Raw genomic sequence first — 21,445 nt, 5'->3', positions numbered from 1 at the left:
GTGGGGTCGCGATCAAGCGTACTCAGCGCAACCGCCGCCGACCTTCGTACACATGTGCTATCCACAGGCTGTGGACGGCGCCTGTGGGCGAGATCGGGCCTGCGCGGGGAGGCCGCGCGGCGATAGCGTGAGGGCCCGGGCACCCGAGGAGGCGGCCGATGCTCATCGCCCAGCTCAGCGACCCGCACGTGACCACCGGCCCGCTCGCGGCCGACCCGGCGTCCGGATTGCACCGGGCGCTCGGCACGGTGCTCGCGCTGCGTCCCCGGCCCGACTGTGTGGTGATCACCGGCGACCTCACCGCCAACGGCCGGCCCGACGAATACCTCGCCCTGCGCGAGATCGTCGGCGCGTTCCCGCTGCCGGTGCACCTGGTGACCGGCAACCACGACGACCGTGAGTCGCTGCTCGACACGTTCGGCGGCACGCCCTGCCTGGCCGGCGGTTTCTCGGCGCACTACCACGTCGATCTGCCGGACGCGACGCTCGTGGTGCTCGACTCGCTCACCCCGGGCAGTCCCGGCGGACGCCTCGGCGACGAGCAACTCGCCTGGCTCGACGGGGTGCTCGCCGGGCGTACCGACGCGCCCGCCGTCGTGTGCCTGCACCATCCGCCGGTCGCGGTGGGCGTGCCGGGCATGGACGCGATGGGCCTGGCCGACGCCGAGGCGCTCGCCGCCGTGGTCGGCCGTCACCCCCATGTCGTACGCGTCGCCGCGGGGCACCTGCACCGCCAGGTGACGAGCGCGTTCGCCGGTACGGTGCTGACCACCGCACCGAGCCTGGATCCAGGTGAGCCTGACCATGACCGGCGAGGAGGAGCCGGGGTTCGTCGCCGAGCCGACCGCCTTCCTGCTGCACCGCATCGCCGACGGTGGCTGTGTGACGCACACCGTCCAGGTCAGCCACGCCGCCGGGCGCACCTGCTGGTTCTGAGCCGCCGATGCTCTGGTACGTCGCGTACGGCTCGAATCTGCACGCCGCCCGGCTCGACTGGTATCTGCGGGGCGGGTGCCCACCGGGCGGGCTGCGCACGTACCCCGGGTGCCGGGACCGCCGGCCACCGCGCCGGACGCTTCCGCTGCTGATCCCCGGCGGCGTCTACTTCGCCGGGGAGTCGCGGGCCTGGACCGGCGGCATGGCGTTCTACGACCCGCTGCTGCCCGGCCGGGCGGCGGCGCGCGGCTACCTGGTGACGGTCGAGCAGTTCGCCGACATCGCCGCGCAGGAGATGTACCGGCCACCCGGCGCCGACCTGGCCGGGATCCTCGCCGCGGTCGAGACCGGACGGGCGACGCTCGGGCCGGGTCGCTACGAGACGCTGTTGCGCGTCGGCGTCCACGAGGGTCTGCCGATGCTCACGTTCACCGCGCCGCACCGGGCGGTGGAGGTGCGGTGGACCCGGCCCGCCCCGGTCTACCTCGGGATGCTGGCGCGTGGGCTGTGCGAGGCGCACGGCTGGGACGCCGCGCGGACGGTCGGCTACCTGGCGGGCCGGCCGGGTGTCGCCGGGCGGTGGACACGTCCGGCGTTGCGCAGGCTCGTCGGCACCGCCCACAGCGGATCTCCGACCGGCCCTGCGGGGCGTCAGTCGAGTTCGGACAGTTTGCTCGATATGCCGGGCCGTCGGACATGAACGACCGTTCGGTTCGCGATGGGTGTCCGGCAGGAGGTGATTCCGGCAAGGACGGTTGCCAGCGCAAGGAATTCCGCGTGACATGAGCGTCGGTGCCGGCTCCCTGTCCCTGGGAGCCGGCGCCTTCGACGGTGGCGGGCACCGACAGCGTGCGCCGCGCGGAATTTCATCTGACCGTCATGTCCGACTCGTCCGGCAGACCGGTGTGGGCCGCCCGAGACAGCGACGCTTCCTGATGCCGGCCCGTTCGACCTGGCGGCCGGTGGATGAGAAGCTACCCCGGCGAGGGCGGCGTTCCCCCGAGTACCGCACTCCGCGATCGACACCTGTCACGGCACGGATCAGGGTCGCCGGGCGAACCATCGCCCGGACGCCACGTACCGGCATCTCACGAGGAGTTCCATGTCCGTCACCGGGATGCGACGCCGGGCCGCCGTCGGCCTGGCCGCACTCGCCGCGACCGCCTTCACCGCGGTCGCCGTCACCCCCGACCAGGCCGAGGCCCGCCCGAAGCCGGTCGACGTCCAGTTGCTCGCGATCAACGACTTCCACGGCAACCTGGAGCCGCCCACCGGCTCCAGCGGCACCATCGAGGGTCAGCCGGCCGGTGGCGCGGAATACCTGGCCAGCCACCTGAAGTCGATGCGCGCCGCCGCCAAGCAGCAGGGCAAGGGCACCGTCACGGTCGCCGCGGGTGACCTGATCGGCGCCTCGCCGCTGCTCTCCGCCGCGTTCCACGACGAGCCCACCATCGAGGAGATGAACCTCGTCGGCCTGGAGTTCGCGAGCGTCGGCAACCACGAGTTCGACGAGGGCGCGGCCGAGCTGCTGCGCATGCAGCGCGGCGGCTGCCACCCGGTGGACGGCTGCGCCGACGGCACGCCGTTCGAGGGGGCGAAGTTCCGCTACCTCTCGGCGAACGCGTTCAAGACCTCCACCGGCCTGCCGCTGATGCAGCCGTTCGGCATCAAGATCGTCCAGGGCGTGCCGATCGGCTTCATCGGGATGACCCTGGAGGGCACCCCGAACATCGTCAGCCAGGAGGGCGTCGCCGGCCTGCGGTTCACCGACGAGGCCGACACCGCCAACAAGTACGCCAGGATCCTGCGCCTGCTCGGGGTCAAGAGCATCGTCGTGCTGCTGCACGAGGGCGGTGTGCAGAACGGCGGCGGCATCAACGACTGCACCGGGTTCAGCGGCCCGATCGTCGACATCGCCAACCGGATGGACCCGGCCATCGACGTGATCGTCAGCGGGCACACCCACGCCGCGTACAACTGCAACATCAACAACAAGCTGGTCACCAGCGCCAGCTCGTTCGGCCGCCTGGTCACCCAGATCGACCTGAAGATCGACCCGCGTACCCGCGACGTGGTCACCGCGTCCGCGAACAACGTGGTGGTCACCCGGGACGTCGAGAAGGACCCGGCCTCGACCGAGCTGATCAACCGGTACAAGACCGCGCTCGGCCCGGTGGCCGACCGGGTGGTCGGGGAGACCACCACCGCGATCACCAAGACCCAGGAGAACCTGTACCAGACCGGGGTCGACGCCAACGGCAACCCGACTTACCAGACCGGTGAGTCGCCGCTGGGCAACCTGATCGCCGACGCGCAGCTCGCCGCCACCGACACCGAGCAGAACGCGGTCGCCGCGTTCATGAACCCCGGTGGCGTCCGCGCCGACCTCGACGGCGGCCCGGTCACCTACGCCGAGGCGTTCACCGTGCAGCCGTTCGCCAACAACCTGGTGACGCTCGACCTGACCGGTGCGCAGCTCTACTGCATGCTGGAGCAGCAGTTCACAGTGGCGCGCGTGCTCTACGCGTCCTCGACCGTCAACTACGTCGTGGACGTCGACGGCACCACCGCGCCGGCCGGCACGCCGTGCGCCGGCACCCGCGTCGTCCGGGGCAGCCTCACCATCAACGGCACCCCGGTGACGGACACCGCCACCTACCGGGTCACCGTCAACAACTTCCTCGCCGGCGGCGGCGACGGCTTCAGCGTCCTGACCGGCGGCACCAACGCGGTTACCGGCCAGATCGACCTGGACGCCTTCACCGCGTACCTGACCGAGAAGTCGCCGGTCTCCCCGCCGGCGCTGGACCGGATCCGCACCACCACCGAGGTCGCCGCCGGCTGACGGCCGACCGCGCCGCCGACGGGCCCCGGGAGCGACGCTCCGGGGCCCGTCGGCGTGTCAGGCCCGCGCCGGCTCCGGCGCCTCGGTGGCCGTCAGACGACCGTCCTGCGCGGCGGTGAGCAGCGGGCGTAGCGACAGCGCGAGCACCGAGGCGGCCAGGCAGCCGCCCACCACGACTGCCACCCACACGCGGCCGTTCGCCGCGGCGATCAGCGGACCGGCGGTGACCGGGCCGACCACCCCGCTGATCCCGAAGATCATCGAGCTCATCGCGTTGTACCGGCCGCGCAGCTCGTCGGTGGCGAGCGCGTTGGTGATCGCGGGCATGACCGGCGACAGCATCGTCTCGCCGAACCCGAAGATGGCCGAGCAGGCCACCACGCCGAGCGCCGCGAGCACCGCGTTGGCGCTACCCACCACGCCGGCCGCACCGAGCACCAGCCACGCGCCGGCGAAGACCGCGCCGACTGTGGCGAGTGCACGGGTACGGCTGCGCCCCTCCAGCCGCCGGATCACCAGCAGCTGGGAGAGCACGATCATCACGGTGTTCGCCGCCAGCGCCCACGCCACCACCCGTGGGGTCACCTCGACCACCCGGACCGAGTACGCCGCGAAGCCCACCTCGATCTGCGCGTACCCGCAGGTGGTGAGCACCAGGCCGAAGACGACCAGGCGGCGGAACGGCCGGTCCCGCAGCACCGTGAGATAGCCGCCGGTCCTCCGGTCGTCAGCCTTCGTGCCCGCGGCCACGGCCGGGCGGCGTCCGACGTGCGGCAGCGTGAGCAGGATCAGCGCGGGCGTCAGGTAGCTCACCGCGTCCAGCAGGTAGATCACCTCGAAGGTGATCGGACGGGCCACGTCGACAACCGCGCCGGAGATCAGGCCGCCCATGCCGATACCGAGGTTGAGCAGCGCGAAGTTGAGCCCGAAGACACGCTGCCGCTCGCCTTCGCCGGTCAGCGAGGCGAGGATCGTGTTCTGCCCGGCCCAGATCGCCGAGCTGCCCACGGCGACGAGCGTCATCACGCCGAACGCCGACGCGGTCGAGTCGACCAGCGCCAGCGAGCCGGTACCGATCGCCTCGATCACCAGGCAGGGCAGCACCACGCGGCGCGCGCCGAACCGGTCGATGAACGTGCCGGCCAGCGGCGAGAGAGCGAGTGTGACCGCGCCGAACCAGCCGATCACCAGCCCGGCCCGGGTGTCGGTCAGACCGCGTACGTCGGTGAGATAGATGAACAGGAACGGCAGGGTGAGGCCGCGCCCGACCGCGGAGAACAGCGTGCCGAGCAGGATCCGGCGGGCTTCGGGACGGGCGGGCAGGGCGCGGCGCAGCATGCCAGGGATTCTGTTCGGGGGGTACGACTCTCACGACCCGTTTACTCCTTACACACGCGGTGCCGGGCCGGAAGGTGAGCGATCACACGTGCTCTGCCATGCTGACCCGGTGACGACGACCTGGCGGCACCTGCCCGCCCCGGCCCGCGAGATCGCCGAGACGGCCACCGACGCGGTGAACGCCGCGCAGGCCCACGACGCCGAGGCGTACGCACCGGCCGTCGAGCGGCTGGCCGCCGCCGACCGGGCCGGGCTGGTGCTCGGCGGCGTGGTCCGGCTGCTGATCGAGGAGGGGCATCCGGACGGGCTGGACGGCGACGACGTACGGCAGGTGCTGGAACAGTGCGTCCGGTCGGCGGCGCCGTGGTGGCCCGATGTCGACCCGCACGTGCTGCTGGTGCTGCTGGCCGGCGCGCTCGGCGTCTACGACCCGGGCGACGACGAGAACCCGCCCGGCCCGGCGGCGATCGCACGGCACGCGCCGCTGCTGGTGGCCGATCTGCTGGCGGTCACCGGTCGCCCGTTCGCCGAGTACCTGACCGCCGCGTTCGCCGAGGTGGCGCGTACGGAGACGCACGACTGACGGTCTCTGCCGGCGCAGCGGCTCACGGGCTGGCGGCCAGGAAGACGAACGCGGCGAGCAGCACCAGGTGCACCCCGCCCTGGAGCACTGTCGCCCGCCCCGGCACCACGGTGAGCACCGCCGCCACAGCGGTCAGCGCCAGCAGCGTCATCTGGGTGCCACCCAGGCCCAGCATCAGCGGCCCGTCCAGCCAGATCGAGGCGATCGCGATGGCCGGGATGGTCAGGCCGATGCTGGCCATGGCCGAGCCGAGCGCGAGATTGAGGCTGATCTGCACCCGGTCCCGCCGCGCGGCGCGGGCGGCGGCGAGCGTCTCCGGCAGCAGCACCAGCAGCGCGATGACCACACCGACGAACGCCTGCGGCAGGTTCGCCGCGCTGACCGCGCTCTCGATCGCCGGGGAGATCGTCTTCGCGTCGCCGACCACCGCGACCAGCGCCACCACCAGTAGGGCCAGGCTGGCCAGCGCGGTACGCGTGGACGGCGGCTCGGCGTGCCCGTCACCGTCCTTGTCCTCGGCGAGGATGCTGCCCTCCTGGGTGACCGGGAGGAAGTAGTCGCGGTGCCGGCCGGTCTGCACCATGACGAACAGCAGGTAGAGCGCCAGCGAGGCGACCGCCGCGAAGGCGAGCTGCGCCGGGGAGAACTCCGGCCCCGGCCGGCTCGTGGTGAACGTCGGCACCACCAGACTGAGCGTGGCGAGCGTGGCCACGGTGGCGAGCGCGCCGCCGGTGCCCTCCGGATTGAACACCGCGACCTGCCGCCGCAGCGCGCCGAGCAGCAGCGACAAACCGAGGATGCCGTTGCAGGTGATCATGACGGCGGCGAAGACGGTGTCCCGCGCCAGCGCCTGCGTCTTGTCGCCGCCGCTGATCATCAGCGTGACGATCAGACCGACTTCGATTACGGTGACCGCCACCGCCAGCACGAGTGACCCGTACGGCTCGCCGACCCTGTGCGCGACCACCTCGGCGTGGTGCACCGCGGCGAGCACAGCCGCCGCGAGCAGGGCCGCCACCACGAAGATGAGTGGGCCGGGCAACTCCCGTCCCCAGGTCATCACGAGCACGAGCACGGCGACCAGGGGCGCGACGGTGGTCCAATCGGTCAGGCGGGATCGGATCATCGGCGACATGCGCATACTGTGCCAGGAGACACTGTCAACCGCGCGTGGCGGGGTGCATCCGTCTAGTCGGTCGAGCTGGGAATCGGGGCCGGTTCCTCCAGGCGGGCGGGCAGGTCACGCAGGTTCGCGATCACGGGTCCGGCCCAGCCGGCATCGGTGTCCTGGTGTTCGGTGGTCCGGAGCACCGTCATGCCGACCGCCGCCGCGCCGGCCAGTTCGCCGTCCGCGCCGTCGCCCACGTACACGCAGTCGGCCGGCGCGACACCCAGCCGCTGCGCGGCGGTGCGGTAGATCGCCGGGTCCGGCTTGGCCAGCCCGACCTCGCAGGAGAAGACCGCGACGCCGAAACGCCGCGCGAGCGGGCCACTCGCCCACGCCTCGGCCGTCTCGGACGTGGCGTTGCTGATCAGGGCCAGCCGGTGCCCGCGCCCGCGCAGCGCGTCGAGGACGTCCAGGGTGGCGGGCGAGACACGGCCCAGCACCCGGCGGGCGAGGGCGCGTCGGTGCGCGGCGGCCCGCGCAACCTGCTCGTCGGTCGGCGAGCCGCCCAGGCGTCCGGCGAGGATCCGCACTGTCTCCTCCACGTCCCACCGGACGAGGCGGTCCCGCCAGGTCGCGTGGTACGCGGAGACGAGCGCTGCCGGAGCAACGCCGACGACGAGCGCCATCTCGCCGACCACACGGTCCCGCTCGTCGTCGGCGCCGTGGACCAGGGTGTGGAAGAGGTCGAAGACCACCGGCCGCGGCATGCCGGGATCCTACTGCGACAGTGATCGTCCTGCCGGTTCCGTCGCTACACGTCGCCACCCGCCTTGTCACCTGGCTGCTCCGGGCCTGTCGGCTGCGCGAAGCGCAACACGTTGCCGTACGGGTCGGTCACTTGGAGCGTGGGCCCGCCGGGCGCGTCCGCGTCGATACCGGGGCGCATCGAAACACCAAGAGGGCACATCCGGTGACCGGATGTGCCCTCTTGCCTCTGGTCGGGGTGGCCGGATTCGAACCGACGACCTCTTCGTCCCGAACGAAGCGCGCTACCAAGCTGCGCCACACCCCGAGGCGTGCCGACAAATAGTAGCCCACCCTCCCGCACGGTCAAACTCGGTACCCCCCGCCCCGCCCACCCGGCAGATCTTGGTGCGGATCAGCCCCGGGAGGGGCGGGCGCGTACCAAGATCTGCCGGCCGGGCAAGCCGAACGAGCGGTCAGCGGGGGATCAGGGTGAGGATGCTGGCCTCTGGAGGACAGGCGAAGCGGATCGGTGCGGTGGGGTGGGTGCCGAGGCCGGCAGAGACGTGCAGCCAGGAGTCCGAGCCGGGCCAGCGGTGCAGCCCGCGCGCCATCGAGCGGGGCAGCCCGCAGTTGGTCACCAGCGCGCCGTACCCGGGCACGCACACCTGGCCGCCGTGGGTGTGCCCGGCGAGCAGCAGGCCGAAGCCGTCGGCGGCCATCCGGTCCAGCACCACGGGCTCGGGGGAGTGGGACACCGCGATCGACAGCGCCGCGTCGCCACTGACCGGGCCGGCCTCGGCGTCGTAGTCGTCCCGTTCGATGTGCGGGTCGTCCACGCCGGCCAGCTCGATCTCCCGTCCGCCGGCCTTGAGCGTGGTGCGCGCGTTGTTCAGGTCGGCCCAGCCGGCGCCGGTGAAGATGTCGCGCAGCTCCTCGTACGGCAGCGGCACGCCCTCGGTGTACTCCCGGTCGGGCAGGAAGTAGGTGAAGGGGTTCTTGATGACCGGGCCGGTGTAGTCGTTGGAGCCGAAGACGAACGCCCCGGGCAGGTCGAGCAGCGGTTGCAGGGCGCGCAGCACGCCCGGCACCGACTCCGGGTGCGCCATGTTGTCGCCGGTGACCACGACCAGGTCGGGGTCGAGCGCGACCAGCGACGCCACCCAGTCCTGCTTGCGTCGCTGGTCGGGCATCATGTGCAGGTCGGAGAGGTGCAGCACCCGCAGCGGTTCGGCGTCGGTCGGGAGCACCGGCACGTCGTACCGGCGCAGGGTGAACATGTTGCGCTCGACGAGCGACGCGTACGCCAGGGTGGCCGCGCCGACGGCGACGGTTCCCGCCGCGAGCCGGAATAGTGTGCGCTTTCGCATGGCGTTCAGGGTAGTTTCACCGTCCATGAGCACGCTGAAGGACCGTCTCACCGCCGACATGCGCGCCGCTCTCAAGGCGCGCGACGAGCTGACCACCTCTACACTGCGGATGGCCCTGGCCGCCGTGGGCAACGCCGAGGTCGCCGGCCGGGAAAAGCGCGAGCTCAGCGACGACGAGGTGCTCGCCGTGCTGACCAAGGAGGCGAAGAAGCGCCGCGAGGCGGCGGTGGCGTTCGCCGACGCGGGGCGCGCCGAGCAGGCCGGCAAGGAGACCGCCGAGGGCGAGGTGCTGGAGCGCTACCTGCCCAGGCAGCTCTCCGACGACGAACTCGCCGAGCTGGTCTCGGGGGCGCTCGCCGCGGGCGGCTTCACCGGCAAGGCGCAGATGGGCCCGGCCATGAAGGCGGCCCAGGGCGCGGTGGCCGGTAGGGCCGAGGGTGGCCGGGTCGCCGCCGAGGTACGCCGCCAGCTCGGCCTCTGATCCGGCGCCGAAGTAGCGCGGAAACGACGACGGCCACCTCCCGCGCGGGAGGTGGCCGTCGTCGTACTGGATCAGTTGCCCGGTCGTCCTGGTCGGCCGTTACCCGGGCCGCCCGGCCGGTCCGGTGTCGCGGTGTCGTCCTGCTCCGGGGTGCCCTTACCGGAGCTGACCTCGATCATCACCACGCCGCCCTTGATGGTGCGCCCGTCGGGGCTGGTGCCGGCGGCGGTGCCGGCCGGGCACTCCGACGGCACCTTGTTGCTGGAGACCACCGGCTCGAAGCCGGCACCCTTCAGCCGGGACTTCGCGGTCTCGACGGACTCGCACTTCACGCCCGGGATCGAGCGCTGGTCACCAAGGACGATCTTGCCGCTGGGCGGGGTGAAGTTCTTCCGCTCCTTGCCCTTCATGGCGTCCCGCAGCGTCTGGTAGACCGCCGGGTTGATGCCGGTGGGTGTGTCGTGGCCCATCTTCTGGTTGGTCTGCGGCCAGTCCGGGTCGGCCATGATGCCGGCCACCGCGTACTGCTTGGTCATCGCGACCAGGGAGGAGGTCTTCTCCGAGTCGGTGGTGCCGGACTTGCCGGCCACCGGCGCGTCGACGATGTTGCGGACGTTGCCGGCGGTGGCGGTACCGCACTTCGTGGTGGAGGAGCGGTCACCGACCGGGCAGCGCGCGGCGTCCACGGCGGCGCGGGCCACCTCGGTGCTGACCCGCTGCTCGCAGCGGGGGTTGGCGACGTCCAGCTTCTCGCCGTCCGGGCCGCGGATCTCCTGCACCGGGATCGGCTCGCAGTACGTGCCGTCGGCGGCGAGCGTGGCGTACGCGTTCGCCAGCTCCAGCGGGGTGGTCTGGGAGACGCCGAGGCTGAACGCGCCCCACTGGTGCGGGTTGGCGGCGAGCTGCGCGTCGCTCGACGAGCGGAACGTGATACCGAGCTTCTGTGCGGCCTTCACCACGTTCTCCGCGCCGACCCGCTGCTGCAGGTCGATGAAGAACGTGTTGACCGAGAAGCCGAAGCCGCTCCACATGGTGTGCGGGCCGGCCATCGCCGGGTTGGCGTTGGTCGGGCAGTACTTGCTGGTGCCCTTGCAGGCGGCCGGCGAGTTGAACTCGACCGGGTAGTCCGACTTGAACTGCTGGGGCGCGTTGATGTTGTAGCTGAGCGGGTAGCCCTTCTCCAGCGCGGCCACCAGCGTGAAGATCTTGAAGGTCGAGCCGGCCTGGTAACCGGCGATGCCGGGGCCACCGGTGACCAGCGGGTTGACCGTGTTGGGGTAGTTGCCCCGGATCTTCTTCTTGGCCTTCTTCGGGTCGCTGGAGATCTTGTTCTGCGGGTCGGCCGGGTCGTCGAGCTTGAAGTTCCGGTTCACCGCCACGGCGCGGACCCGGCCGGTGCCCGGCTCGACGGCGGCCACCATCCGGGCCGCCTTGCTGCTCTCGCCCAGCTTGTTGCGGACGGCCTTGTCGGCGCCCTTCTGGGCCTGGACGTCCAGGGTGGACACGATGGTGTAGCCGCCGCTCTTGAGCCGCCGCTCACGGTCGTACGAGGTGGCGCCGAACGTCTCCTGCTGGAGCCACCAGCGGTAGAGGTAGTCGCAGAAGAAGCCCCAGGAGCGGGTGGTGGTCTGGGTGCAGCCGTTCGGGGTGCGCTTGCCCTTGACCTGGAGCTTGATCTTCTTGGCGGCGTCCGCCTCCTGCTGGGTGATCGCGCCGATCTGCACCATGTTGTCGATGACGTAGTCGCGCCGGCCGACCGCCTCCGGGTAACCCGCCTTGGTGGTGGGATCGAACGCGGTGGGGGCCTTCACCATGCCGGCGAGCATCGCCGACTCCTGGATGTCGAGCTTGCTCGGCGGCTTGTTGAAGTAGACCTGGCTGGCCGCCCAGATGCCGTACGCGCTGTTGCCGAACGCGGCGATGTTCAGGTAACGCCGGAGGATCTCGTCCTTGGAGAGTTCCTTGTCGACCTGGAGCGCCAGGCTCATCTCGCGCAGCTTGCGGCCGCTGGTGTCCTCGGTCGCGGCGACGACGTCGGCCGGGTGCGTGGCCGAGTAGGAGATGGCCAGGCGGACGTACTGCATGGTGAGCGTCGACGCGCCCTGCCGGGAGGCGCCGGCGGCCTGGTTGTTGACGAAGGCCCGCGCCACACCGTTGATGTCCACGCCGTTGTGCTTGTAGAAGTCGTGGTCCTCGGCCGCGATGATGGCCTTCTGCATGTACGGCGAGATGTCCTTGAGCTGGACGTCCTTGCGGTTCTCGTCGTACATCGTGGCCAGCACCGTCTTGCCGTCGGCCGCGAGCAGCTTGGTGATCTGGGGTGCCCGGGCGACTGTCAGCTCCTTGGGCAGCGCCTCGAACGTCTCCGCCCCGGCCTTGGCTGCGAGTCCGGACATCGCCGCCACAGGGAAGGCCGCCGCGGCGACCACCACCCCGGCCAGGAGGCCGCAGATCAGCAGCGACGCGGCGTTGGTCAGCACGTTGTGGTCACGTTTCCGCATCCAGGTCACCTCGACAGGGTACGCGAGCAGGAATCGGTGGGCGCGCGGGGAACTTTCCCCATTTCCTGCACGCGCCGGCCTCGTTGTGCTAAACGCACGAGCCCTGGTCCGAGGTTGCGTGGATCCGGCGGAAGTCTCGCCGAACTCCGGGAGTGGCGCAGCGTTTTCACGTAGTCGGGCGGGGTAGTCGCGGGGCGAAAGCCCGGGAAGCCGGGAGTGTCCGGAATGATGGATTTCGCCGACAACGTTGCGTAATCGGGCGACTACACAGCATGATGGTGGCGGCGACCGCAGCCATGAGTCGTTTGTGCCGCCCTGGGGAGGCCGGCGCGAACGACCGGGGGGAAGTACGAGAGCTGCGCGCGCGAAGTCGGTAGGTACTGCAAGGGGGGACGTGTACAGATGGGCATGATCACTGACTGGCCGTCACTGGCGGCGTGTCAGAACGGAGACCCGGACGCGTTGTTCGTACAGGGCGCCGAACAGAACGTGGCGAAGAGGATCTGCCGGAGCTGCCCAGTTCGGTACGAATGCCTCGCCGACGCGCTCGACAACCGGATCGAGTTCGGTGTGTGGGGTGGCATGACCGAGCGCGAGCGCCGGGCGTTGCTGCGCCGTCACCCGCAGGTCGCCAGCTGGCGCAAGATGTTCGAGGCGGCCATGAAGAAGAACGCCAAGGAGAAGGCCGGCAAGGACAAGATCCTGGTCACCACGGCCACCTGACCGGACCGGTCAGCGCCGGCTGATCGCCTCGCCGATCGTCCGCAGCCCGTCGACGTCGTGCACGTCGGCGGGCTGCGCCGTCACCGACACCGCCGGCACCGCCGGGAACGCCTCGGTGAACCGGGCCGCCACCTGCTCCTCGCGTACCGCCTGCTGGGCCAGCGCGGCGTGCGCGCGCAACACCTCGACGGTGTTCTCGTGCCCGCCGACGCCGGACAGCCGCTCCGCGGCGGCCAGGCTCTCCGCGGCGGAGAGGTCCGCCGCCGGACGGTGCACCCGGTTGAGCACCAGCCCGGCCAGCGGCATCCGCTCGGAGCGCAGGCGGCCGGCGAAGTAGGCGGCCTCCCGGACCGCGTCCGGCTCCGGCGCCGCGACCAGCAGGAACGCCGTCTCCCGGGCCTGGAGGATCCGGTACGTCTGCTCGGCGCGCTGCCGGAAACCGCCGAACATCGAGTCGAGGGCGGCCACGAAGCCGGACAGGTCGGTGAGCAGCTGGGCGCCGATCACCTTCTGCACCACCTTGGAGAACATCCCGAAGCTCGCCGTGACCAGGCTGAACATGCTCCGCCCGCCGCTGCGTGCCGGAGCCAGCAGCAGCCGCAGCATCCGGCCGTCGAGGAACCGGGACAGCCGGGCCGGCGCGTCCAGGAAGTCGAGCGCGGAGCGGGACGGCGGCGTGTCCACCACGATCAGGTCCCACTCGCCCCGGGCGTGCAACTGGCCCAGCTTCTCCATCGCCATGTACTCCTGCGTGCCGGCGAAGGTGGAACTCATGGCCTGGTAGAAGGGGTTGGCGAAGATCTCCGCCGCCTTCGCCGGTTCGGTGTGCTGGAGCACCACGTCGTCGAACGTGCGCTTCATGTCGAGCATCATGGCGTGCAGTTCGCCACCGCTGGCCTCGACGTCGATGCCCTTTACCTGCCGGGGCGTGTTGTCCAGCTCGGTCAGGCCGAGCGACTGGGCCAACCGGCGGGCCGGGTCGATGGTGAGCACCACCGTCCGCCGGCCGTGCCGCTCGGCCGCCCGCAACGCCAGCGCCGCCGCCGTGGTCGTCTTGCCCACACCGCCCGCCCCGCAGCAGACCACGATCCGTACGCCGTCGTCGGCGAGGATCTGGTCGACGTCAAGCGGAGGCGCCGCGTCTTCGGAAGGCACCAATCGAGCGTATCGGGCCCGAGGGGCACTCTGCTCCGTGCCGGCCTCAGGTGTGAGTCAATCCGCCCGGACGAGGGTCTGCGCGAGCGTCTCCAGCCCGGCCCGGTCGACCCCCTCGGGCAGCAGGGGCAGCTCGACCAGGGGCAGTCCGAGATCCACCAGGTCAGCCCGGAGGGAGTCCTCCAGTTCACGGCGTACCTGCTGGTCACGCGCCTCCTCGACGAGCCCGGCCACGGTCGGGCCGTCGGCCGGCAGGCCGGCGGCGGCCAGCCCGCGCTTCAGCTCGGCCGCGGTCACCGCCCGCCCGGCCGGCACCGGCGGGCGGACGCCGTTGACGACCACCCGGCCGACCGGGAAACCGAGCTGGGTCAGCTCCGCGACCGCGTCGAGCGTCTCCTGGACCGGCATCTCCTCCAGCAGCGTGACCACGTGCACGGCGGTCATCGGCGACCGGAGCAGCGCGGAGACACCCTCGCTCTGGGTCTTGATCGGGCCGACCTTCGCCAGCCGGGCGGTCTCCGCCGTCACATTGAGGAAGCGGCCGATCCGCCCGGTCGGCGGCGCGTCCAGCACCACCGCGTCGTACGCCCGGCGCGACCCGCTGGTCCGGGTGGTCGCCTCCTTGACCTTGCCGGTGAGCAGCACGTCGCGCAGGCCCGGCGCGATCGTGGTGGCGAAGTCGATCGCGCCGAGCTTGCGCAGCGCCCGGCCGGCGGCGCCGAGCTTGTAGAACATGTCCAGGTATTCGAGGAGCGCCTCCTCGGCGTCGACCGCCAGCGCCCGCACCTCACCGCCGCCGGGCGCGTCGGCGAGGTGCCGTTCCTCGTACGGGAACGGGTCGGTGCCGAAGAGCTGGGCGATGCCCTGCCGGCCCTCCACCTCGACCAGCAGGGTGCGCCGGCCCCCGGCGGCCAGGCCGAGGGCCAGCGCGGCGGCCACGCTCGTCTTTCCCGTGCCGCCCTTGCCGGTCACCACGTGCAGGCGGGCCGGCCATCTGCCGGCGGACTCGGCCGGCTGCTCACTCGCTGCCACCCGTCGAGCCTAACCAGCCGTTGGGACCAGCCCTGTCCGGCCGGTGGGATCAGCCGACCTCGCAGACCCACCAACCCGTCTTCCGCACCACCGTGAAGCGCAGCTCCTGCTCGGCGACCTTCTCGTCGGCGGTGGTCATGGTCACCCGGGCGGAGACGGTGGCCCGGTCCCCGGTCTGGTTGTCGACGGTCGGGGTGGGCCAGCGGAACCGGGGGTTCTGGTACTGCCCGACGTACTTCTGCACCTCGGCGACCTTGGTGGCGATCTTCTCGTCGTCGCGGGCCGCGGAGCAGACGAACGCGGCCGCCTTCTCGGCGTCGCGTTCCTGGTAGACGGCCTTGAGGAAGCCGTCCACCGCGACCTGCGGCTCCTTCGCGCCCTGGCCGTCCTCGCTGTCGCGCAGCGCGAGGAACGCGGCGGTGCCCCCGCCGCCGCAGAGCAGGACGGCGGCGGCCAGCACCAGCGAGACGATCAGCACCGCCGGTCGTCTGCGCGGCTGGGGTTCGGACGGGTACGCCGGCGGCGGGCCGGCGGCGGGTGCGGATCCCGGCGGCGCGCCGCCGGTGGGCGGCGGTAGCGGATTCGGGTCGCCGGGCGTGCCGGTGTCGCCACCGGCGGGCGGTTGGGTCATCTGTCTCCCCCGGGTTGCGGCTCCCGGCGCCGCCCCAGGCGACGGGCACGGGTCGAGGTGTGCGGGCGCGCGTCTGCGCGCGTCCAGTCCGGAAGGGTATCGGTCGGCGGGACGGTTGCCAGCCCCGCGTAGGCGCCCCGCCGGACGGAGACGGCCACCGTGTTCCCGACCAGCCTTGTGTCGCAAATGTGACTGGACGTGACGAGGTGTGCGCGTCCCGTTGCCGGGACTTGTCCCAGGATCTACGTTCTTCCCCGATGCGGAGAGCCGGGCCGCCGGACGGCTCCGAGGCGGATGGCGGTGTTGGTGAACAGGTACGACGCCCGGAGGCGACGGATGCGCGACGTGGATAACAGTCCCCGAGCCCAGTTCCCCGGTGACCGGGCCGGACGGCCGGGCGAGGCCGAGGGTCCGGGCGCGTCGTTGAACGAGCGGTCCTACGGCCCGGCGGCCGAGGCGGTCCGGACGCTCCCCCGCTCCGGCGGGGCGGGGCGGGACGAGGACGAGCCCGCGTACGTCATCCACCTCCAGGTCCGGGTGCCCGACCTGGCGGCGGCCACCGCGCTCGCCGGCACCGTGGCCACCTCGCTGGGCTTCCTGGTGGAGCTGGACGCGGGCGAGACCACCGTCTCCACCGCCGACGACCAGAACAACAGGCACCGGGTCTTCTGCGACCTGCTGCTGCCCGACCGCAGCCGGTGCCCGCAGCGCTTCGAGCACGAGGGCCCGTGCGGCGAGCCGCCGAACCCGCCGGAGCCGCGTCCCGCGTCCTGGTGACGGCGGCGGACCGTAGGCTGTGCCTGACCGAAATCCAAGTCAGGCAAGGGAGCCCTCCTCCGATGCAGAAGTGGGAATACGCCACGGTGCCGCTGCTGGTCCACGCGACCAAGCAGATCCTCGACAACTGGGGCGAGGACGGCTGGGAACTGGTCTCCGTGGTCCCCGGCCCGAACCCGGAGCAGCTCGTCGCGTACCTGAAGCGTCCGAAGGGCTGACCTCCATGAGCAACGGACCCCACGCGAAGCTCGCCGAACTCGGCCTCGAACTGCCCGAGGTGGTGCCGCCGGTGGCCAGCTACGTGCCGGCCGTCCAGTCGGGGCAGCACGTCTACGTGTCCGGCCAGCTGCCGATGGCCGAGGGCAGGCTCCTCGCCACCGGGAAGGTCGGCAACGGCGTCTCGGCCGAGCAGGCGAAGGACCTGGCGCAGCGGTGCGCGCTCAACGCGCTCGCCGCGATCGACGCGCTGGTCGGGCTGGAGAACGTGGTCAAGGTCGTGAAGCTGACCGGCTTCGTGGCCAGCGCATCCGGCTTCACCGGCCAGCCCGGCGTGATCAACGGCGCCTCCGACCTGTTCGGCACCGTGTTCGGCGAGGCCGGCCGCCACGCCCGCAGCGCCGTTGGCGTGGCCGAACTCCCCCTCGACGCCCCGGTAGAGGTAGAGGTCATCGTCGAGGTCGCATGACCCCAACCCGCGATCTTGCGGTTCCCGCCCGGGCAGAAGCCCCAGACGGGGACAAAGCTCGGGCCGGAACTGCAAGATCGCGGGGAGTGGCGGGCGGAGTCGTACGATCGCAGCCATGGGTGGGCGGATGGCCGGTGCGGCGGGGGCGCTCGCGGAGGAGCTGCCGGCGTGGGTGACGTTGCTGCGTGCGCCGAACCCGGGGCCGATGACGCTCGACGGGACGAACACCTGGGTGCTGCGGGCCGGGCCGGACGCCCCCGCCGTGGTGGTCGACCCGGGCCCCGCCGACGAGGGACACCTGGCCGCGATCGCGGCACAGGGGCCCGTCGGATACGTGCTGATCACGCACGGGCACGCCGACCACACCGAGGGCGCGCCCCGGCTCAGCGAGCTGCTCGGCGGCGTGCACGTGCTCGCCGCCGACCCGGCGCACACCATCGGTGGTGAACCGCTGACCGAGCCGGGTGAGGACTTCGGCGGGTTCGGCCTGGAGATCCGGCTGCTGCCCACCCCCGGGCACACCGCCGACTCGGTCTGCTTTCTGGCCGAGCACGCCGGCGAGCGCGTGGTGCTGACCGGTGACACCATCCTCGGCCGTGGCACCACAGTGGTCGCCCACCCGGACGGGCACCTCGGCGACTACCTGTCGAGCCTGGAGCTGCTCTCCACGTACCGGGGGATCCCGGCGCTGCCGGGCCACGGCCCGGCGCTCGCCGACTGCGGTGTGGCGGCCGACTTCTACCTGACCCACCGGCGGGCCCGGCTGGACCAGGTGCGCGCCGCCGTCGCCGCGGGCGCCACCACCGCGGCCGAGGTGGTCGCCGTGGTCTACGCCGACGTCGACAGGTCGCTGTGGTGGGCCGCCGAGTGGTCGGTCCGGGCCCAGCTCGAACACCTCGGAGTGGAGCAGCCGTGACCTGCCCGGTGTGCGGGACCGTCGCCGTGCCCGGGGCGCGGTTCTGCCACAACTGCGGGGCGGCGCTGCCGGCTGCCGCCACGCTGCCCGCCGCCGAGCGCCGCGTGGTGACCGTGCTCTTCGGCGACCTGTCCGACTTCACCTCCTGGTCGGAGGACCTGGACCCGGAACGGGTCGGGGCGGTCACCGACCGGGTGCTGGCCGCCCTCGCGGGCGCGGTCAAGACGTTCGGCGGGCACGTCGACAAGCTCACCGGCGACGGGATCATGGCGGTCTTCGGCGCCCCGGTCGCGCACGAGGACGACGCCGAGCGGGCGGTCCGCGCGGCGCTGTCCATGCAGCGCGCGGTGCGGCGGGTGCTCGACGACGAGCGCGGCGGCGGCGCGCCGCTCGGCCTGCGCGTCGGCCTCAACACCGGGGACGTGATCGCCGGCATCCAGGCGGCGATCGAGTACACGGTCATCGGCGACACGGTGAACACCGCCGCCCGGCTGGCCGACGCCGCCGCGGTCGGCGCGGTCTACGCCGGGGCACGCACCTCCGCCGCCACCCGGCACGTCGCCTCCTGGCGGGCGCTGCGCCCGCTCCGGCTCAAGGGCAAGCGGGAACCGGTCGAGGCGTACGAGCTGCTGGGCCTGCTCGACGCCCCCGGCACCCGGTCCGGCCTCGGCGACGAGGCGCCGTTCGTGGGCCGGGAGACCGAGATCGGCAGGGTCGCCGGCCGGCTCGCCGAGGTGATCGACCGGGGCGAGCCCCGGGTGCTGCTGATGACCGCCGAGGCGGGGATCGGCAAGTCCCGGTTCGCGGCCGAGGTGGAACGCCTCGCCGCCGGCTACGACGTCGGCGCCGGACGGTACGCGGCGCACACCGGCGCCCGGGTGCTCTCGGTGCGCTGCGAGGCGTTCGGCGAGCGCCGCCGGCTGGCCCCGCTGGCCGATCTGGTCCGGGCCGCCGTCGGCCTGCCCGGCGACGCGGCCACCGCCGTCACCCGGCCGGCCGTCGAGGAGCGGCTGCGCCGCCTCGGCCAGCGCCTGGCCCGGCTCCCCGGCGACCCGCCGGCGATCACCGTGGACCAGCTCCTGGCCCTGCTCGGGTACGCCGAACTCCCGCCCGCCGCGGAAAACGGCGAGTGGAACGCGGCCGGACCCCCGCCGGACGACGAAGCGGTGCCCACGGCGGTGGCGGACCTGCTCAGCGCGCTCGCCGGTGAGGCGCCGCTGGTGATCGTGGTGGACGACCTGCACGACGCCACCGCCGAGACGCTCAAGGCGCTGGCGCTGACCCTCAACCGGCTCAGCGGGCCGGTGCTGGTGCTGCTGCTCGGCCGCCCCGAGCTGGTCCGGACCGCGGGCGCGCTGACCCGCGTCGCGGACGCCGAGGTGCACGCGCTGCCGCCGCTGCGCGGCGCGGACGCGTCCCGGCTGCTCACCAGCTACCTGTCCGGTGGCCGCATGCCCCAGACCGACGCGGACCGGCTGCTCGCCACCGCGCAGGGCAACCCGTTCTACCTGGCCGAGCTGGTCACGCTGCTGATGGAGCGGGGAGCGCTCACCGCCGGACCGGGCCGGGGCGCTGACGTCGGCTGGCGACTCGCCCCGGGCTCGCTCGGCAGCCGGCTGCTCTCCCGGGACCTGGCCGCGGTGCTCGCGGCGCGTATCGACGCGCTGCCCCCGGACGCCCGATCGGCGCTGCGCGATGCCGCCGTGGTGGGCGACACGGTGCCGGCGGGCGCGCTGGAGGCGTTGCGGGAGCAGCGGGTCGGACGGGACGGGCGGCCCGCCGCGGTGGCCGCCGTCGAGCTGGACCGGGCCGTGGAGGAGCTGCTGCAACGGCGCATGCTGCACCGCACCCGCGGCGGGTTCGCCTTCGCCACCCCGCTGATGCGGGAGGCCGCGTACGCCGGGGTGAGCAAGGCCGAGCTGGCGGAGCGGCACGCGGCGCTGGCCCGCTGGGCCGCACCGGAGAGCGTCGACGAGGCCGGTGTCGCGCCGGGGGGCGCGTTCACCGAGGCCGCCCGCGACGACTTCGTCGCCGAGCACGTGGAGCGGGCCACGGCGCTCGCCGACGCGGTCAAGCTGCGCCCGGACGCGCCGGCCCGGGCGGTCACCCCGCTGGGCGTGGCCGCGCTGGGCCGGGCCGCCCGCCGGTCGCTGCGGTCGGGGGAGCCGGCGCTGGCGGTCGAGTACGCCGAACGCGCGGCCGAGCTGGCCCGCGACGGGGTGCCGCCGGCCGACCGGGTGGTGCACGCCCGGGCCCTGCTCCAGATCGGCCGCCCGGCCGACGCGCTGGCGTTCGCCGAGAAGATCGCCGCGAACACCGGCGACCCGGCCACCCGGACCGCCGCGCTGCTGCTCGCCGGGCAGGCCCAGCAGACACTCGGCGACGCCGAGCGGGCCGAGTGCAACTGGCAGGAGGCGTTGCAGGTGGCCACCGAGGCCGACCTGCCGACACTGCGGGCCTCGGCGATGCGGCGGCTCGGCATGGCCGACTTCATCGCCGGCCGGCTCGGGCAGGCGAGCAGCCGGCTGGCCGCGTCGTACCAGGTCAGTCTCGCCGCGCGGGATCCCCGGGGGCAGGCCTGGTCGTTGCAGAACCTGGCCTGGGTGACCACCACCCGGGGCGACTTCGCGGGCACCGACGCGGTGCTCGGCCGGGCCGCCCGGCTCTTCGCCGAGCTGAAGGACCCGTACGGGCGGGCCTGGCTGCGCGGCACCACCGCGTTCGCCCGGCTGCTCGCCGGCCGGCTGCGGGAGGCGTGCCGGTTGGCGCGGGTGTTCCTGCCGTTCGGGGAGCGGGTCGGCGAGGCGTGGGCGGTGGGGACGCTGCGCGCGGTCGAGGCGTACGCGACCGCCGAGCTGGGCGATCTGGCCGAGGCGGACCGGGCCGCGCGGCGCGCGTACCGGGACTTCGCCGAGGTGGGCGACGACTGGGGGCAGGGCTTCGCGCTTGTGGTGCGCGGGGTGGTGGCGCGCGGGCTGGGCGAGCCGGAACACGCGGCCGACCTGTTCACCGAGGCGCTCGAATACGCCGACCGGAGCACCCACCCGCTGCTCACCGGCATGGCCGGCACGCTGCGTGGTTTCGTGGCGCTGGACATGGGCGACCACGAGACCGCCGAGCAGGAGGCGCGGTCGGTGCTGAGCCGGGTGGAGCCGCACAACCCGCAGGCACCGGCCCAGGTCGCGCCGCGGGTTCTGCTCGCCATGGCCCGGCTCGCGGCGGGCGACCCGGGTACCGCTGTGGGGCTGCTCGCCCCGGTCGCCACCGGCGCGGCGAACGCGCCCTCGCTGCTGTTCTCCCGGCGGCAGACGATGGCCCGCTACGCCGCCGCCCTGCTCGCTTACGGCCAGCGCGAGCAGGCGCTCGACTGGGCGCGGCGGTCGGTCACCGCCCCGGCCGAGGACGTACGCAGCCAGGTGGTGGCGCTGCTGGTGCTGGCCGAGGCGCTGGACGCCTGCGGTAGCCGGGTCGAGGCACTGACGAACGCGGAGGAGGCGGTACGCCTCGCGTACGCCACCGAGCAGCGCAGTGAGCGGGTCGTCGCGGACGCGTTGCGGGTCCGCCTCTCCGGCGGCTGACCGCTCTTGTTCTGACGGTTCCGGGGATGTGTTCGTCGGTGG

20 protein-coding genes and 1 tRNA gene are annotated in these 21,445 nt (G+C 72.8%); 11 read left to right on the top strand and 10 right to left on the bottom strand.

Going from position 1 to position 21,445, the window contains the following annotated elements; genetic code table 11:
• Positions 1 to 158: 158 nt before the first annotated feature.
• From GA0070215_RS18320 to GA0070215_RS18310, 3 genes are all read left to right on the top strand, one after another.
• A complete protein-coding gene (locus GA0070215_RS18320) occupies positions 159 to 1,088 on the top strand; it encodes a phosphodiesterase (RefSeq protein ID WP_244167041.1) in 930 nt (309 codons plus the stop codon).
• Positions 974 to 1,636, top strand: a complete 663-nt coding sequence (locus GA0070215_RS18315; RefSeq protein ID WP_244167045.1) for a histone deacetylase — start codon at positions 974 to 976, stop codon at positions 1,634 to 1,636. Before GA0070215_RS18320 ends, GA0070215_RS18315 begins: the two co-directional genes overlap by 115 nt.
• A gap of 402 nt (positions 1,637 to 2,038) precedes the next feature.
• Positions 2,039 to 3,781: a bifunctional metallophosphatase/5'-nucleotidase gene (locus GA0070215_RS18310; RefSeq protein WP_091047802.1), complete on the top strand. Its 1,743-nt coding sequence runs from the start codon at positions 2,039 to 2,041 to the stop codon at positions 3,779 to 3,781.
• Between the two features lie 57 nt (positions 3,782 to 3,838).
• Here the strand turns inward: GA0070215_RS18310 and GA0070215_RS18305 are convergent, their stop codons facing one another.
• A complete protein-coding gene (locus GA0070215_RS18305) occupies positions 3,839 to 5,119 on the bottom strand; it encodes an MFS transporter (protein WP_018786560.1) in 1,281 nt (426 codons plus the stop codon).
• Positions 5,120 to 5,228: 109 nt separating this feature from the next.
• On the opposite strand from GA0070215_RS18305, the gene GA0070215_RS18300 reads away from it, so the two are divergent.
• The gene (locus GA0070215_RS18300) at positions 5,229 to 5,702 is read left to right on the top strand and encodes a hypothetical protein (protein WP_018786561.1); all 474 of its coding nucleotides are present in this window, start codon (positions 5,229 to 5,231) and stop codon (positions 5,700 to 5,702) included.
• A 22-nt stretch (positions 5,703 to 5,724) separates the two neighbouring features.
• Here the strand turns inward: GA0070215_RS18300 and GA0070215_RS18295 are convergent, their stop codons facing one another.
• The 5 genes from GA0070215_RS18295 to GA0070215_RS18280 all read right to left on the bottom strand — a co-directional run bounded on the left by GA0070215_RS18295 (position 5,725) and on the right by GA0070215_RS18280 (position 8,924).
• Positions 5,725 to 6,828 carry a calcium:cation antiporter gene (locus GA0070215_RS18295; protein ID WP_036345927.1) on the bottom strand — a complete coding sequence of 368 codons (1,104 nt, stop codon included), beginning with the start codon at positions 6,826 to 6,828 and terminating at the stop codon, positions 5,725 to 5,727.
• A 62-nt stretch (positions 6,829 to 6,890) separates the two neighbouring features.
• Positions 6,891 to 7,577 carry an HAD family hydrolase gene (locus GA0070215_RS18290; RefSeq protein WP_091047798.1) on the bottom strand — a complete coding sequence of 229 codons (687 nt, stop codon included), beginning with the start codon at positions 7,575 to 7,577 and terminating at the stop codon, positions 6,891 to 6,893.
• Between the two features lie 44 nt (positions 7,578 to 7,621).
• The gene (locus GA0070215_RS29560; protein ID WP_255327272.1) at positions 7,622 to 7,756 is read right to left on the bottom strand and encodes a hypothetical protein; all 135 of its coding nucleotides are present in this window, start codon (positions 7,754 to 7,756) and stop codon (positions 7,622 to 7,624) included.
• Between the two features lie 49 nt (positions 7,757 to 7,805).
• A tRNA-Pro gene (locus tag GA0070215_RS18285) sits at positions 7,806 to 7,882 on the bottom strand.
• A gap of 148 nt (positions 7,883 to 8,030) precedes the next feature.
• Positions 8,031 to 8,924 (bottom strand): metallophosphoesterase, encoded by an 894-nt coding sequence (locus GA0070215_RS18280; protein WP_091047795.1) that lies wholly within the window; start codon positions 8,922 to 8,924, stop codon positions 8,031 to 8,033.
• 25 nt (positions 8,925 to 8,949) lie between these two features.
• On the opposite strand from GA0070215_RS18280, the gene GA0070215_RS18275 reads away from it, so the two are divergent.
• Positions 8,950 to 9,405, top strand: a complete 456-nt coding sequence (locus tag GA0070215_RS18275) for a GatB/YqeY domain-containing protein (protein ID WP_018786565.1) — start codon at positions 8,950 to 8,952, stop codon at positions 9,403 to 9,405.
• A gap of 71 nt (positions 9,406 to 9,476) precedes the next feature.
• On the opposite strand, the gene GA0070215_RS18270 is transcribed toward GA0070215_RS18275, so the two are convergent.
• Entirely contained in the window at positions 9,477 to 11,906 is a 2,430-nt protein-coding gene (locus GA0070215_RS18270; RefSeq protein WP_036345908.1) for a transglycosylase domain-containing protein, read from the bottom strand.
• A gap of 402 nt (positions 11,907 to 12,308) precedes the next feature.
• Between GA0070215_RS18270 and GA0070215_RS18265 the strand changes: the two genes are divergently transcribed.
• The gene (locus GA0070215_RS18265; protein WP_018786567.1) at positions 12,309 to 12,629 is read left to right on the top strand and encodes a WhiB family transcriptional regulator; all 321 of its coding nucleotides are present in this window, start codon (positions 12,309 to 12,311) and stop codon (positions 12,627 to 12,629) included.
• A gap of 9 nt (positions 12,630 to 12,638) precedes the next feature.
• Here GA0070215_RS18265 and bagB read toward each other — a convergent pair whose 3' ends face one another.
• The 3 genes from bagB to GA0070215_RS18250 are packed head-to-tail and all read right to left on the bottom strand — an operon-like array spanning position 12,639 to position 15,447.
• Entirely contained in the window at positions 12,639 to 13,787 is a 1,149-nt protein-coding gene (bagB, locus tag GA0070215_RS18260) for an ArsA family ATPase (RefSeq protein WP_026268170.1), read from the bottom strand.
• A 54-nt stretch (positions 13,788 to 13,841) separates the two neighbouring features.
• Positions 13,842 to 14,816: an ATPase BagA gene (gene bagA, locus GA0070215_RS18255; protein WP_091047791.1), complete on the bottom strand. Its 975-nt coding sequence runs from the start codon at positions 14,814 to 14,816 to the stop codon at positions 13,842 to 13,844.
• A 49-nt stretch (positions 14,817 to 14,865) separates the two neighbouring features.
• Positions 14,866 to 15,447 (bottom strand): Rv0361 family membrane protein, encoded by a 582-nt coding sequence (locus tag GA0070215_RS18250; protein ID WP_091047788.1) that lies wholly within the window; start codon positions 15,445 to 15,447, stop codon positions 14,866 to 14,868.
• A 336-nt stretch (positions 15,448 to 15,783) separates the two neighbouring features.
• Between GA0070215_RS18250 and GA0070215_RS18245 the strand changes: the two genes are divergently transcribed.
• From GA0070215_RS18245 to GA0070215_RS18225, 5 genes are all read left to right on the top strand, one after another.
• Entirely contained in the window at positions 15,784 to 16,224 is a 441-nt protein-coding gene (locus tag GA0070215_RS18245) for a hypothetical protein (RefSeq protein WP_091047784.1), read from the top strand.
• Positions 16,225 to 16,286: 62 nt separating this feature from the next.
• Positions 16,287 to 16,442 carry a Sp36 family protein gene (sp36, locus tag GA0070215_RS18240; protein WP_013289021.1) on the top strand — a complete coding sequence of 52 codons (156 nt, stop codon included), beginning with the start codon at positions 16,287 to 16,289 and terminating at the stop codon, positions 16,440 to 16,442.
• 5 nt (positions 16,443 to 16,447) lie between these two features.
• Positions 16,448 to 16,909 carry a RidA family protein gene (locus tag GA0070215_RS18235; protein WP_018786572.1) on the top strand — a complete coding sequence of 154 codons (462 nt, stop codon included), beginning with the start codon at positions 16,448 to 16,450 and terminating at the stop codon, positions 16,907 to 16,909.
• 115 nt (positions 16,910 to 17,024) lie between these two features.
• Positions 17,025 to 17,825: an MBL fold metallo-hydrolase gene (locus tag GA0070215_RS18230; protein WP_026268171.1), complete on the top strand. Its 801-nt coding sequence runs from the start codon at positions 17,025 to 17,027 to the stop codon at positions 17,823 to 17,825.
• Positions 17,822 to 21,403: an adenylate/guanylate cyclase domain-containing protein gene (locus GA0070215_RS18225; protein ID WP_091047780.1), complete on the top strand. Its 3,582-nt coding sequence runs from the start codon at positions 17,822 to 17,824 to the stop codon at positions 21,401 to 21,403. The genes GA0070215_RS18230 and GA0070215_RS18225 overlap by 4 nt, the downstream gene beginning before the upstream one ends.
• Positions 21,404 to 21,445: the final 42 nt, after the last annotated feature.

The sequence above is a fragment of the Micromonospora marina genome, from assembly GCF_900091565.1.
In the GTDB taxonomy this organism is placed as follows: Bacteria; Actinomycetota; Actinomycetes; order Mycobacteriales; family Micromonosporaceae; genus Micromonospora; species Micromonospora marina.
This window is presented reverse-complemented; position numbering and strand designations above follow the sequence as displayed.

Excerpts from the sequence above, each read along its gene's own strand:
- GA0070215_RS18320 (WP_244167041.1), top strand. The coding sequence starts at position 159 with ATGCTCATCGCCCAGCTCAGCGACCCGCACGTGACCACCGGCCCGCTC.
- GA0070215_RS18310 (WP_091047802.1), top strand. The coding sequence starts at position 2,039 with ATGTCCGTCACCGGGATGCGACGCCGGGCCGCCGTCGGCCTGGCCGCA.
- GA0070215_RS18305 (WP_018786560.1), bottom strand. The coding sequence starts at position 5,119 with ATGCTGCGCCGCGCCCTGCCCGCCCGTCCCGAAGCCCGCCGGATCCTG.
- GA0070215_RS18295 (WP_036345927.1), bottom strand. The coding sequence starts at position 6,828 with ATGATCCGATCCCGCCTGACCGATTGGACCACCGTCGCGCCCCTGGTC.
- GA0070215_RS18290 (WP_091047798.1), bottom strand. The coding sequence starts at position 7,577 with ATGCCGCGGCCGGTGGTCTTCGACCTCTTCCACACCCTGGTCCACGGC.
- GA0070215_RS29560 (WP_255327272.1), bottom strand. The coding sequence starts at position 7,756 with ATGCGCCCCGGTATCGACGCGGACGCGCCCGGCGGGCCCACGCTCCAA.
- GA0070215_RS18280 (WP_091047795.1), bottom strand. The coding sequence starts at position 8,924 with ATGCGAAAGCGCACACTATTCCGGCTCGCGGCGGGAACCGTCGCCGTC.
- GA0070215_RS18275 (WP_018786565.1), top strand. The coding sequence starts at position 8,950 with ATGAGCACGCTGAAGGACCGTCTCACCGCCGACATGCGCGCCGCTCTC.
- GA0070215_RS18270 (WP_036345908.1), bottom strand. The coding sequence starts at position 11,906 with ATGCGGAAACGTGACCACAACGTGCTGACCAACGCCGCGTCGCTGCTG.
- GA0070215_RS18265 (WP_018786567.1), top strand. The coding sequence starts at position 12,309 with ATGGGCATGATCACTGACTGGCCGTCACTGGCGGCGTGTCAGAACGGA.
- GA0070215_RS18250 (WP_091047788.1), bottom strand. The coding sequence starts at position 15,447 with ATGACCCAACCGCCCGCCGGTGGCGACACCGGCACGCCCGGCGACCCG.
- GA0070215_RS18245 (WP_091047784.1), top strand. The coding sequence starts at position 15,784 with ATGCGCGACGTGGATAACAGTCCCCGAGCCCAGTTCCCCGGTGACCGG.
- sp36 (WP_013289021.1), top strand. The coding sequence starts at position 16,287 with ATGCAGAAGTGGGAATACGCCACGGTGCCGCTGCTGGTCCACGCGACC.
- GA0070215_RS18235 (WP_018786572.1), top strand. The coding sequence starts at position 16,448 with ATGAGCAACGGACCCCACGCGAAGCTCGCCGAACTCGGCCTCGAACTG.
- GA0070215_RS18230 (WP_026268171.1), top strand. The coding sequence starts at position 17,025 with ATGGGTGGGCGGATGGCCGGTGCGGCGGGGGCGCTCGCGGAGGAGCTG.